This window comes from Ancylobacter lacus, assembly GCF_018390635.1.
In the GTDB taxonomy this organism is placed as follows: domain Bacteria; phylum Pseudomonadota; class Alphaproteobacteria; order Rhizobiales; family Xanthobacteraceae; genus Ancylobacter; species Ancylobacter lacus.
In genome coordinates, this window is sequence record NZ_JAHBGE010000015.1 from 1 (window position 1) to 12,669 (window position 12,669).

The window sequence follows — 12,669 nt, forward strand, 5'->3', positions numbered from 1 at the left end:
AACGGTGGCCGGATAATGATTGGAATAGGTGGCCGGTTACGTCGGAATCCGCAGCAGGATCGGCGAGCGCTGCGACGTGAAAGCGAATATCAACAGACCATAGGCTGTGGCCCCGGCGACGAGCCCGACAAGGCCCGCGCCGAATAGGCTGGAGCCGGTGGCATAGGCGAAGCGCGCCGCTTCCACGGCCAGCATGAAGGGCAGCGCATAGACGGCAAGCGTATAGGCCAGGACACATAGGCCCGCGATCAGCGCTATGCTCATCAACATCACGGCGATCATGATGGGTCTCCATAATCCCGATGACGGTCATGGCCATCGGACAGTCGAGGTCAGCCGGTCGCGCGGTGAACACCGCACGACCGCGTTTTTTGGATTCTGGGTGAGAGAGAAGCCGGGACCGCGCCGATGCGGTCCCGGCCCGATCCTCACTCGGCGGCGATCTGCAAGGCGTCAGCTTCTTGGCGATCGTCCAGCCACGTGGGCCGCACTGTCCGCAGTGCGGCGGGAAGCCAGCCGGTTCCGGCCAGAAGCTGTTCGGCAGCCTCCGCCATCTCCGTCTTCTTCAAGCCCGCGATCCGCTCCGCCGCCGCATCGCCGATGGCTTCGCGCACGGCGGCGAGGATGTGCGCCTTGGTCACGCGGCCCAGATAGGCCCGCACGGTCGGCGTCCAGTGCGCCGTCATGTCCAGCGCCACCGCCGTCGCCAGCTTCTCCGCCGTGGCATGGGCGTGGGGCTTCTTCTCCCAAGGCTGCTTCACCGCATTGACGGTGAGCGAGGCGCAATGGGCGAACAGCGCCATGACGCTGGCATGGTCCAGACCGGCAACGAAGCCCCACAGGTCAGCCACGTCGCGCGGCATGTCCGCCGCCCATCCGGCGTGACGATCCGCCAGCGCCTTGCCCGCCGCCGTGTCCTCGATGCCGTCCGCGTGGGACGCCAGATAGCTGCTCGTAGGGCGGATTTCGAGGCAGGTAGCGTCCGTCCCGCGATAGAATGTCTGCGCCACCAGCGCATGGGTGACGGCGATCAGCGCCATGTCCGGCTGCTCGCCCAAGGCAAGGCGAAGGCCGAGCGTTCGGTGCGAGGTCAGGTCACGGATGAGACCGTCCGACTGGGGCTTGCCCACGTCCCCGGCGTCTTCCTCCTCAGTTTCGCGTGTGGAAACGGGGTTGCCGTCCTCTTCACGGTCGACCTCCTCGATGATCTCGCCGTCACCGTTGACGCGAACGCCATCGATCACACCACCGCCTTCACCGTTTGTATCGTCCTTGGCTTCCGGCTGTTCATCCTCGGCGCGGATGAACCCCCGTTCGATGCGGGCTTCCCCGTCATGGGAGAGGATGACGAACACGCCGCCACGGGCGATCTCGTCAGCGTCATAGGCGTGACGCAAGGCGTCGATGCGCTCGATCTCGGCTTCCAACTCCCCGAACCGCTGATCGACGTCGTCGGGCAGTTCCTCAACGCTGTCATACTGCTCGGTCAGCGCGTTGTATTCTGTTTGCGCGGCGGCGTAGGCTGCCTCGTCTTCCTCCGACAGCGCCACCGAATGCGGATAGGTGCGGCGCAGACCGTTGCCGTGCGGATAGTCGATATGGACAGAGGCCCACTTCCAACCTTCCTCGGCCTTCACGCTCTCCGCGATCCCGTCCAGCTTCTTGATGACAAGCCGGTCGAGCAAACCGGCATCCTCGTAGAAGCCACCACGATCCTCGGTGAACAGGTCGCGCAGGATCACGCCACCCGCCTCGCTATAGACTTCCGCACCGACGAAGATCGCACGACGATCCGTCGCGGCGATGTGCATCCGGGTCAGGTCGCGGCGAATGGTCGAAGGGTCTTTGTTCCACGACAGGTTCTCGTAAACCTGCTCCTGCCGGGCCGGATCGTCCACGATGGCGAAGGCCATCAACTGCTCCAAGGTCAATCCACCGTCGCGATAGACCTGCATCAGTTTGGGGCTGACAGCGCCGAGACGCATCCGCTGGCGCACGACATGAGCCGTCACGCCAAATCGGGCGGCGATGTCCTCCGCGCCCCAACCACGATTTTCGGCCAACTCACGGAACCGCTCGAACTGGTCGGCGGGGTGCATCGCCTCGCGGGTGACGTTCTCGTCAAGGCTGATTTCCGCCGCGTCGTTCTCCGTATCGAGAACGACGCGGATGGCTTCCGTCTTCTTGATCTGCTTGCGCTTGACGCGCAGCATCTGCGCCAGCCTGCGGCCTTCACCGATGATGACGCAATAGCAGCCGGTCGGCTGGCCGTCCGCGTCCGTCTCCGGCTCCACCACCAGATTTTGCAACATCCCCTTGGCGGCGATGCTGGCTGCCAGCGCCTCGATATGGGCGTCGCTGTGCGGGGTCTTGCGGGCGTTCTTGGGCGACTTCTTCAATTTGTTCAGCGGCACGAACAGCACCGCGCCGTTCTCGATGGCGGGGGCTTCGGAAATCGTAGCGGTTGTCTCGATAATGTTGGTCATGGTCTTGATCCTCATGGGCTTGGGTTGGAGCGCAGCGCTGCGCTGCAACCCTGCCCGTCGGCGAGACCGGGGGGTGCAAGGGCCAGGGCGGCCGGGGTGGAGGGGGATCGCCCGGCCTGCACAAGCGGATTTGCCCAATGACCGATGTGCGGAACATCGTATCCGCGCGGAAGGTCGGGGAGACCACCCCGGACGGCGCCGGCTCGCCGGCGCTTCACCCTTGACCGCGCCAGGGGGCGGCGCCCCCAAGCAATCCGCCCGGCTTGAGCGCCAGCGGGAGCCGGGAGAAAAACCGGATCAGGATGCGTAAAGCCGCCGAACCTGAAAGCCGTGCATCCTGATCACCGCATTTTCGTGTTCTGCCGGAAACACGAACATAGCGAAGCGCCCCGCCCGAAGGCGGGGCGCGATTGTGATCGTCAGTCGGTGACGATCCTACCGGATTGGCGGGCGCGCCGAGCGTACCAGCTCAGCGAACGCCGGGCCGTGAAGTAGAGGTCGCGTTCGACCGGAAGCCGCAGGCGTCCACGCACTGTACTGATCTCGACGAGGCTGACATAGCCGAGTTCGGGTTCGCCAAGGCCGAGGTCGCACAGGCCGAAGAGTCGGTCGGGGTCGTCTGGATCGGCTTCTGTGAGAAGCCAGGTTGCACCGGCATCCGGCGTAAAGAGCTTGACGACCGGGGGCGGATCGATGTCCTCGCCGGCGACGCTGCGGACGCCATTGGCGATGAGCTGGGCGAAGAGTTCGTCTGTGATGAGCGGGTCTGCCATGTCGGCCTCCATTCGATGTCACCCTCCGATCGAGGGCGAGGAGGCGTTGGGTCGGCGCAGTCGAGCGGTGAGGTCAGGCCCTACACGGTCTGGCGCGGGCCGGGCTTGACCCCGCCGCGGCGGCAGCCAGCTTGCCGATACCCGTCGGAAGGGTGAGGTCGGGTGAAGGCGGCAATATCGCTCGTCACTCCGCCTTGCCGAACAATCCGCGGAATAATCGCTCGGACCTGGCGAGGCCATCGTCCGTCAGAATGACCGATTTCGCCTTGCTTGCGGGATTGCCGATATAGCCCTTCTCCTAGAGGCGATTCATCGCGTCCCAATCGAAACTCTTCCATGCGCGGCCATCACGGTCGAGCGACAGAAAGAGCAGCGCGAGATCGTGCCCACTGGCGTGGTGTAACTGAGACACCGTCACCTATGGTCCCGGCCAGATAAATTTATGCGGGGGGTTGGGCGTGAGCAATTGTTGTGAGCGAAAGCGGCCGTGAAATAGCTCGAATAGCCGGCGGTTCATCACGTCCACGTCCGGCGTTCGAGGATGGATGAGCACGAGTGCGCCCAAGATCTCTACGCAGCGGACGATTGGTGTCAACTCCGCCGCGTCAGGGGCGAGAAATTTCCGAGACAGCGGCGCGATGGACCATGCCGAGGAGATCGCGCGGCTCGTCGGGGTCGGCGAGCAGATCGAGATCCTCGTGGAAGCCACCGAGCGCCAGCTTGGAGCGGACGTAGCGCAAGGCCGAAAAGTCCTCCGTGGCGAAGCCGACCGAGTCGAACAGGGTGATCTGCTCGGCCGAGCGTCGGCCCGCCACCTCGCCGGCAATCACCCGCCAGAACTCGGTGACCGGATGGTCTGCGGCGAGCTGCTGAATTTCGCCCTCGATCCGGGTCTGCGGCGGATATTCGACGAAGATGTCGGCGCGCAGCAGAATGTCGCGGTGCAGTTCGGTCTTGCCCGGGCAATCGCCGCCAACGGCGTTGATGTGCTGTCCCGCTCCGACGAGATTGTCGGTGAGGATGGTGGCGTTCTGCTTGTCGGCGGTCACCGTGGTGACGATGTCGGCGCCCTCGACGGCCGAGGCGACACCGTCGCAGATCGTCACGTCGAAGCCGTAACGGGCGAGATTGCGGGCGCATTTCTCGCTCGCCCAGCGCTCGATGTCGTAGAGGCGCAGGCGGTCGATGCCGAGGAGCGCCTTGAATGCGACGGCCTGGAACTCCGACTGCGCGCCGTTGCCGATGATCGCCATGGTGCGCGATCCCGGTCTGGCGAGGTGGAGCGCGGCGACGGCGGAGGTGGCGGCGGTGCGCAGCGCCGTCAGGATCGTCATCTCGCTGAGGAGCACCGGATAGCCGGTGGCGACATCGGCGAGGAGCCCGAAGGCGGTGACTGTCTGGCGGCCGACGCGCATGTTCTTGGGGTGACCATTGACGTATTTGAAACCGTAGGTGATGCCGTCGCTGGTAGGCATCAGCTCGATCACGCCGTCGACCGAATGCGAGGCGAGACGCGGCGTCTTGTCGAAAACCGGCCAGCGCCGGAAATCGTCCTCGACGAAAGTGGCGAGTTCGGTCAGGAACCGCTCGACGCCGACGGCGTTCACCAGCCGCATCATGTTGTGGACGCTGACGAAGGGAACGATGTTCAAGGCGCGGTGGGTCATGACCAGCTCCGGGTGGGTCTGTCGAGGATCCGCCGGCCCATGAGACTGGCGACGAGGTCGACGAGCAACAGCGCGGTGCGGCCGCGCTCGTCGAGGAAGGGGTTGAGCTCGACCACGTCGAGGCTGCGCACGAGACCGGTGTCGTGCAGCATCTCCATGACGAGATGGGCCTCGCGGAAGGTCGCCCCGCCGGGAACCGTGGTGCCGACGCCCGGCGCGATCTCCGGATCGAGAAAATCGACGTCGAGACTGACGTGGAGGATGCCGCCGCGCACCACCACCTCCTTCAGGAAGCTGCCGACCAGCCGGCCGATGCCGTTCTCGTCGATGGCGCGCATGTCGTGAACGGTGATGCCGGAGCCGTCGAGCGCCGAGCGCTCCGCCGGATCGACGCTGCGCAGCCCGACCATGCAGACGTTCTCCGGCTTCACCGGCGCGACGAGCGGCGGGAAATAGCCGGCAAATCCCGGTCGCCCCGTGACATAGGCCGCCGGCACGCCGTGGAGATTGCCACTCTCGGTGGTGTCGAGCGTGTGATAGTCGGAATGAGCGTCGAGCCAGAGCACGAACAGCTCGCGACCGTCCTCGACCGCGCGCCGGTTGATGCCGGCGATCGATCCCGCCGCCACGCTGTGGTCACCGCCGAGGAAGATCGGCATGCCTTGCGCTGCCGTCTCGTAGGCGACCTTCTCGATCACCTCGGTCCAGGCAGCGATCTCGGCGATGTCGCCGATCATCGGATTGGGGTGTGCTTTGGGCACGACCGGCCCGATAAACAGATTGCCGTGCTCGCGAACTTCGAGGCCGAGATCCCGCAGGGTCTCGGCGAGGCCGGCGGCGCGGAAGGCTCTCGCACCCATGTCGGCACCGCGTCGCCCCGTTCCCGCCTCTACCGGCGCTCCAATCAGAATGCAGCGATCGCTCATGAAGGTCCTCGTCTGTCGTCATCTCCTCAGAAACTAGAGGGGATGACCGGCAGAGTGAACGGATCAGATTGGCAAAAAGGACGATTTACCTTATCGATGTGCTCTAAAAGCCTTATCGAATAGGAGCGACCGATGGACGAAATCGACCAACGCCTCGTCTCGATTCTACGCCACGACGGCCGCAGCAGCATTTCGAACCTCGCCGTCGAGCTCGGCCTGTCCAGAGCGACCGTCCGGGCAAGGCTTGAACGGCTGGAGGCCGACGGGACGATCATCGGCTACACTGTGGTGCTGCGGGCCGACGCGGTGTTCATGCCGGTGCGTGGATTGACAATGGTCGAGGTTGAGGGGCGGGTGGTGGATCGTGTGATCGATGCACTGGTCGGCTTCCCTGAGATCGGCGCGATCCACACCACGAACGGCCGCTGGGACTTGGTCATCGAGTTTTCCGCCCAAAGCCTGACCGATCTCGATACCGTGCTACGTCGGGTCCGATTGGTACCCGGCATCACAGCCTCGGAGACGACATTGCTGCTCGCCACGCCGCGCAGCACGCGCGCACGGTTGTGACCATTGATGTAGAACGAGAACGCGCAGCCGACCTCGGACTGAGCTGGCAGTCCGCTTATGGGACAAGATCTCACGGCAGACCGAAACTGCGACACCGATCCTTGAGAAAGTCGACAAAGCGCCGTACCGACACCGACATCGGTCGGTTCGCGGACAACATTACGTTTGTCTGAAAAAGGAATTCCGGCCGAAACGGCTTCAGTTCGAGACCTGTCACATCGAAACGGGCAATCGGAAACGGGTTGAGGATCGACACGCCGAAGCCCCGTCTGATCATCTCGACCGTGTCCATGACGGTATCAATCTCGACAGTGGTTTTCGGCATCACCCCGGAGTCGGAAAAGATGCGGTCCAATGCCGCCCTCTGGGAATGTCTATGGCTGGTGGCGACGAAGCGTTCGTCATCGAGATCGTCAGGACCGATCCAAGGTTTGGCAGCGAGATGGTGATCGGAAGGCATTACGCAGACCGCCGACGTCTGAAGCAACGGCTCAGCCGAAACGCCGGAATGGAGGAAGACAGAGTCACTCACGCCCACGTCCACCCGTCCTTCCGCGATCGACCCCGCAGGGTCTTCGGCGTCTGCCATATAGAGGGAAATCGAGACCTGCGGATGGAACTCGAGGAAATCGGCGACGGCTCCGACGAGGAAACAGTGGCACATCGTCGGGAGTGCGGACACGACGATGTGCTCCGCGACGGGCTCCGCCAGACTGCCGTCCAGAGCCGCCAGCGCGCTGAAGGCCGCGCTTCCCAAGCGGTGGAGTACCAAGGCCTCTGCGGTCGGCTGAAGGCGCCCTCCCTCACGATGGAACAGGACTTTGCCATGTCGCTTTTCGATTGCGGCAATCGCACGACTGACGCCGGGCTGAGACATCCCCAGGCGCTGCGCTGCGGTCGTCGTCTTCCGCTCTGCAACGATCGCGCAGATGATTTCGAGGTCGCGCAAGCGCGACCATTTTCCAAGCCATTGCGAGCCACTGGGCGTCGATTTCTTCCGCATTGCAGTATGCTATCACGCATATAAATCAGCTTTGCAATGCAATAGGTAACACGTACCGTTCAAATTATGGGCGCACACAAATAATGCCTGCTTTGTAGGCACGCGTTGCGTCTATCATCGGAGTCCACGCACTGCAGGTTTTCCGGCGCTTGAGGAACGTGACCGCAAGGACGGAGCCAGCAGTATGACCCCGAACTCAATACGATCGGCCTCGCTCTGCATCACGCACCGAAGCGGTCCCAGTCTATGTTAAGGGGGTACGGATGATGAAGACTCTGGCTCTGGCCACTCTGCTCAGCATTGCTATGAGCGCGGGTTCCGCGCGAGCCGAAGAACTCAAGATCGGCACCAGCGCCGATTATCCACCATGGGAGTCGGTCGACGCTGCCGGCCAGATCATCGGGTTCGATCGTTCGGTCGGAGACGAGATCTGCAAGCGCATCCGCGCGACCTGCGTCTGGCAGAACCAGACGTTCGACGGCCTGCTGCCCGGCCTACAGATCGGTAAGTTCGACCTGGTGATGTCTGGCATCTCGATCAACGCCGAGCGTGCCGAGCGCGTCGATTTCTCGACTGCCTACGCCGACGCTCCCGCATCCGTGGTCGTCGCGCTCGGCAACGCAGCCGCATCTGCCAAGTCGGCCGCGGAACTGGTCGCGAAGCTGGGCTCGGCCGTGATCGGCGTCCAGACCGGCACGACGCACGAGCAGGTGATCCGTGCCCATTTTCCCAAGGCTGACGTCAGAGCCTATGACCGACCAGACCAGATTGCCGACGACCTGATCGCCGGTCGTATAGATGCTGGACTGATGGAGCGGGCCGCCTGGGATCCCCTGGTCAAGGCCCATGGCGCGGGTAAGCTCACCTACGCCGGCCCTTTGTTGAACAGCTCCGACTTCCCCGAATTCGGCAAAGGTCAGGGCATTGCTCTGAAGAAGGGCAATTCCGCATTGCGGTCACGCATCGATGCGGCGATCGCGGCAATGCGGACAGAAGGGGCCATCAAAGCCGCCTCCGAAAAGTGGTTCGGCTACGACGTTTCGGCCAAGTGACGTTGTCGAGACGGCTCGCCCCTCCCGCCTCACCCGCGAATATTTCGGCTTCAGGAGCTTCGACGTGTCGATAGATGCCCAGATTCTAGCAACTGCGCGCCGCGAACTCGCCGAACTGGTGGCAATCCCCTCGGTAAGCGCAAGGGGGCAGGAATTGGATACGTGCGCGATGAAGATCGCGGCACTGCTCGCTGAAGCCGGCTTTGAGACCGGGCTCCATGAAGGCGCTATCGGACCTTTCGTGGTCGCCGAGGCCGGCGCCGGACCTTTCACACTCGTCATCTACAACCATTATGACGTTCAGCCGGAAGGGCCTTTGGACCGGTGGACCGCGCCACCCTTCGTGCTCGCCGAACGTGACGGGCGGTTGTTCGGGCGCGGTGTGGCCGACGACAAGGGTGAGTTCGTGAGCAGGTTGGCGGGATGGAACTTGTTCCGCTCGCGCTTCCCGGAGCCCTTGCCATACCGGGTCGTCTGGATCCTGGAAGGTGAAGAGGAGGTCGGCAGCCCGTCTCTCTCGGGCTTTCTCGCCAGCCGTTTTCCAGACCTGAAATCGGATCTCTGTTGGTGGGAATACGGCGAGATCGATACGACTGGACGCCCCGTCATTCTCCTCGGTTTCAAGGGGCTTCTCGCGGTGGAACTCTCCTGTCGCACCTCGGCGGCGGACCTACATTCGAGCCTTGGGGTCGTCTTCGACAATCCGCTGTGGCGAATGGCCTCGGCGATTGCCTCGCTGCGCGATGAAGCCGGTCGTGTTCTCATCAACGGATTCTACGAGGGCATCGAACCGGTCGACGCGACCACCCGACACCTCGTCGAGCGGAGCCCGTTTTCGCTCGACGATCTCGGGCGCTCCACCGGAGGCACGAAACGATTGCGCGACGTGACCGACGCCAATTTCTACGGTCGCATGAACCTCGCCCCTTGCGTCAACGTCAACGGCATTCATGGCGGTTACGGCGGCGAAGGGTCCATGACGGTTCTGCCGTGCAGCGCCATCGCCAAACTCGATTTTCGTCTCGTACCGGGTCAGTCTCCCGAGACCATAGTCCGGCTCTTGCGTCAGCATCTCGATGCCAAAGGCTTTGTCGACATTGAGCTGACCGTGCACGATGCGGAACTGAGGGGTGTGCGCAGTGCCCCGGATAATCCGATCATCGCGTTCGGTGCCGAACTTCTCGGCAAATGGTTCGGCCTGGAGGTCGTTCTTCAACCCAGCGCGGCTGGATCGGGACCGGCCCATCACTTCGTGCGCCAATTCGGCGCAACCCTGTTCGGCGCGGGAATTACCCATCACGGGTCCAGACTTCACTCCTCTGACGAGAATATCGTCATTGCGCAGTTCGAGAAGATGGTCGGGTTCTCCGCGAGCTTCTTCGAGGCCCTCACCCGCGAAATTCTATCTCTGACGGACGCGGGCCGATCCAAAAAGGAGGCCGCTGCATGCTCGATTCGATAGTCCAATACTCTCCACAACTGCTGCAAGGCCTCTGGGTGACGCTCGCAGTCGCGGCGGGCAGCTTTGCGTGCGGGCTCGCCATGGCGCTCTTCCTGGCTCCTGTCGGCCACTATGGCCCGCCGGTTCTGCGGCGCTTGGTCGCCGGTTATGTCGGTCTGATCCGCGGCCTTCCGGAACTCCTCATCATTTTTCTCGTCTTTTACGGTGGTACGGTGTTGCTGACCCGCATGCGGGGTGCCTACTTCGAGGTCGATGCACTCTCGGCAGGCATAGCTTCGCTGTCGGTCGTGTCAGCCGCCTATTGTACAGAAATCCTGCGCGGTGCCCTCGCCGGTATCGCGCGCGGCCAGTGGGAGGCCGCCATCGCTTTGGGATTGACGCATCTCTCGGCCTTCACAAAGGTGATATCGCCGCAAATGGTTATGAGGGCTTTACCCGGCCTCGGCAATCAGTGGTTGGTAATTCTCAAGGAGAGCGCGCTCGTCTCCATCGTCGGCCTGGAAGAGTTGATGCGAAAGTCGGTGGTGGCCGCTGGCGCCACGCACCAGCCACTCGCCTTTTATCTGACAGCTGCGGTCCTTTACGTCCTGGTGACAGGGATCTCTTCCCTGGCGATCAATCTGATCTCCGCCCGTCTTGATCCCAACTCAACGCGGTGATGCCATGTCTTTCGACTTGTTGCTTCCGGCATTTAGCGCCATTTTGAGCGGTCTTTTCCTGACGCTCCTCATCACGATCTGCGGTTTCGCTCTCGGGCAAGCGATAGCTCTTCCGGTCGCACTTGCCCTCGTCTCGACGCGTGTGTGGCTGAGCGTCCCGGCGGCATTCTACACTTTCGTCGTGCGAGGCAGTCCACTCCTCATTCAGTTGTTCATCATCTACTACGGTCTTGGACAACTGGAATTCATACGCGAGAGCTTCCTGTGGCCGGTGCTGCGCAGCGCGGTCTACTGCGCGATCCTGGCGATCGCGCTGAACTCCGCCGCCTATTCCGCGCGCGTCGTTGCGGGTGCCATTCGGCAGCTCCACAAGGGTCAATTCGAGGCCGGACATGCGCTTGGCCTCACGGACCACGCAATCCTGTCGAAGGTGGTTTTGCCACAGGTCTATCGGGTCGTTCTTCCCGCGATTGGCAATGAACTCGTCTTGGTCATGAAGGCATCGACATTGGCAAGCGCGGTGACGGTCATCGAGATGACTGGTGCCGCACGCCTCTTCGTCGCACGCACCTATGCACCATTCGAAGCCTTTCTGATCGCGGGCATCCTCTATCTCGTGTTCGGCGCTCTGTTCGGGTGGACCTTCAAGATCATCGAAGCACGAGTGGCCATTCCGGGACGATGATCTACCGCGAGTAGGCGCGGATAGGATTGGGCCACTGTCGTTCAAAGCCGGAGGAAGTCTGGCGGAAGAAAGGTGCCAACACGGCTGCGTCCTGCTGGGCTTGCCGGAGGGCAAGGGTCCACTCGCATTCTGCCGGGCCCAGCTTGGCCGGAGTGTCTATACAATCAGATTGGAGGCGATTGATGACGAATGAGAATCAGATCAGCGCGGGAGAATTCACGGTCGATGCCTCAAAGATGAAGGTGTCGCGAAACGACATCGCTGTCGAGATCATCGGCATGCACAAATGGTATAACGATTTCAACGTTCTCAAAGACATCAACCTGAAAGTCATGCGCGGCGAGCGCATCGTCATCTGTGGACCTTCCGGCTCCGGCAAGTCCACGATGATCCGCTGCATCAACCGGCTTGAGGAACACCAGAAGGGCAGCATCGTCGTCGACGGTATCGAACTCACAAGCGACCTCGCGAACGACCGCAGGCGTATATACGAAGTTCGCCGCGAAGTCGGCATGGTGTTCCAGCATTTTAATCTATTCCCTCACCTGACCATCCTGCAGAATTGCACTCTGGCACCAATATCGACCCGAAAAATGCCCCGCAAGGCTGCCGAAGAACTTGCAATGCATTTCCTCGAACGCGTTAGAATTCCTGAGCAAGCTCACAAATACCCGGGCCAGCTCTCCGGCGGCCAGCAACAGCGTGTCGCAATCGCACGTGCGCTTTGTATGAAGCCACGCGTCATGCTTTTCGACGAGCCCACCTCGGCCCTCGACCCCGAGATGGTGAAGGAGGTACTGGAGACGATGGTTGGCCTCGCCGAAGAAGGTATGACCATGCTGTGTGTCACTCACGAAATGGGCTTCGCGCGCAAGGTCGCCAATCGCGTAATATTCATGGACAAAGGCCAGATTGTCGAGCAGAACACGCCAGATGAATTCTTTGACAATCCTCAGAATGAGCGTACAAAAATATTTCTAAGTCAGATAATACATTGATGTCTTTAATAATAAGTCAGCTCTATCAAGCACTCTATCGCGTATCACCGGAATAGGGCTCCTGATAGCTGGTCCGGATGGGAGTTGAAGCGCCTGCATCGCTCCAATGGTTGACGCTGTTTCTACGGAAACGTCAATGCGGAGCCGCGAGAATCGGAGGTCTACCAGCGTTGCGATCGGGGTTATTCGAGCGATCCGACCGCTGTAGGATGGGATGCAGTCGTTTCCCACGTCGGTCGAGAAAACAACCCGCCGCCGGTTGATAGAACGCTATACCTCGTTCGAACGAATAGTTGAGTTCCGTGCCGGGAAGAAATAAGGCTAGTGAATTGTGATATACTCGGCCTACATCAAAACCCGGAAATTTCGCGGGTCGATGATATGGAAG

At 61.9% G+C, this 12,669-nt stretch carries 12 protein-coding genes and 1 pseudogene; 6 read left to right on the top strand and 7 right to left on the bottom strand.

Annotated features, from left to right (window positions below; translation table 11 throughout):
- Nucleotides 1-36: 36 nt before the first annotated feature.
- The 6 genes and pseudogenes from KHC27_RS04585 to rocF form a co-directional block, all read right to left on the bottom strand.
- Entirely contained in the window at nucleotides 37-282 is a 246-nt protein-coding gene (locus KHC27_RS04585) for a hypothetical protein (RefSeq protein WP_246519082.1), read from the bottom strand.
- Between the two features lie 146 nt (nucleotides 283-428).
- Complete coding sequence (locus KHC27_RS04590; RefSeq protein ID WP_246519131.1) at nucleotides 429-2,486, bottom strand: ParB/RepB/Spo0J family partition protein; 2,058 nt, start codon at nucleotides 2,484-2,486, stop codon at nucleotides 429-431.
- Between the two features lie 419 nt (nucleotides 2,487-2,905).
- Nucleotides 2,906-3,259: a DUF2958 domain-containing protein gene (locus KHC27_RS04595; protein ID WP_213335623.1), complete on the bottom strand. Its 354-nt coding sequence runs from the start codon at nucleotides 3,257-3,259 to the stop codon at nucleotides 2,906-2,908.
- Nucleotides 3,260-3,443: 184 nt separating this feature from the next.
- Nucleotides 3,444-3,671: pseudogene (locus KHC27_RS21540) on the bottom strand (DUF6429 family protein).
- Between the two features lie 193 nt (nucleotides 3,672-3,864).
- Nucleotides 3,865-4,926: an ornithine cyclodeaminase gene (locus tag KHC27_RS04600; protein WP_213335625.1), complete on the bottom strand. Its 1,062-nt coding sequence runs from the start codon at nucleotides 4,924-4,926 to the stop codon at nucleotides 3,865-3,867.
- Nucleotides 4,923-5,852 carry an arginase gene (gene rocF / locus KHC27_RS04605; RefSeq protein WP_213335628.1) on the bottom strand — a complete coding sequence of 310 codons (930 nt, stop codon included), beginning with the start codon at nucleotides 5,850-5,852 and terminating at the stop codon, nucleotides 4,923-4,925. The genes KHC27_RS04600 and rocF overlap by 4 nt, the downstream gene beginning before the upstream one ends.
- A 132-nt stretch (nucleotides 5,853-5,984) precedes the next feature.
- Between rocF and KHC27_RS04610 the strand changes: the two genes are divergently transcribed.
- Complete coding sequence (locus tag KHC27_RS04610; protein ID WP_213335633.1) at nucleotides 5,985-6,422, top strand: Lrp/AsnC family transcriptional regulator; 438 nt, start codon at nucleotides 5,985-5,987, stop codon at nucleotides 6,420-6,422.
- 70 nt (nucleotides 6,423-6,492) lie between these two features.
- On the opposite strand, the gene KHC27_RS04615 is transcribed toward KHC27_RS04610, so the two are convergent.
- On the bottom strand, nucleotides 6,493-7,425 hold the full coding sequence (locus tag KHC27_RS04615; protein ID WP_213335636.1) for a LysR family transcriptional regulator: 933 nt from the start codon (nucleotides 7,423-7,425) through the stop codon (nucleotides 6,493-6,495).
- A gap of 263 nt (nucleotides 7,426-7,688) precedes the next feature.
- Between KHC27_RS04615 and KHC27_RS04620 the strand changes: the two genes are divergently transcribed.
- The 5 genes from KHC27_RS04620 to KHC27_RS04640 all read left to right on the top strand — a co-directional run bounded on the left by KHC27_RS04620 (nucleotide 7,689) and on the right by KHC27_RS04640 (nucleotide 12,281).
- A complete protein-coding gene (locus KHC27_RS04620) occupies nucleotides 7,689-8,477 on the top strand; it encodes a transporter substrate-binding domain-containing protein (RefSeq protein ID WP_246519257.1) in 789 nt (262 codons plus the stop codon).
- 64 nt (nucleotides 8,478-8,541) lie between these two features.
- Complete coding sequence (locus KHC27_RS04625) at nucleotides 8,542-9,939, top strand: M20/M25/M40 family metallo-hydrolase (RefSeq protein ID WP_307428967.1); 1,398 nt, start codon at nucleotides 8,542-8,544, stop codon at nucleotides 9,937-9,939.
- Entirely contained in the window at nucleotides 9,924-10,598 is a 675-nt protein-coding gene (locus tag KHC27_RS04630; protein ID WP_213335640.1) for an ABC transporter permease, read from the top strand. The genes KHC27_RS04625 and KHC27_RS04630 overlap by 16 nt, the downstream gene beginning before the upstream one ends.
- A 4-nt stretch (nucleotides 10,599-10,602) precedes the next feature.
- A complete protein-coding gene (locus tag KHC27_RS04635) occupies nucleotides 10,603-11,283 on the top strand; it encodes an ABC transporter permease (protein WP_213335642.1) in 681 nt (226 codons plus the stop codon).
- Between the two features lie 182 nt (nucleotides 11,284-11,465).
- The gene (locus KHC27_RS04640; RefSeq protein ID WP_213335644.1) at nucleotides 11,466-12,281 is read left to right on the top strand and encodes an amino acid ABC transporter ATP-binding protein; all 816 of its coding nucleotides are present in this window, start codon (nucleotides 11,466-11,468) and stop codon (nucleotides 12,279-12,281) included.
- Nucleotides 12,282-12,669: the final 388 nt, after the last annotated feature.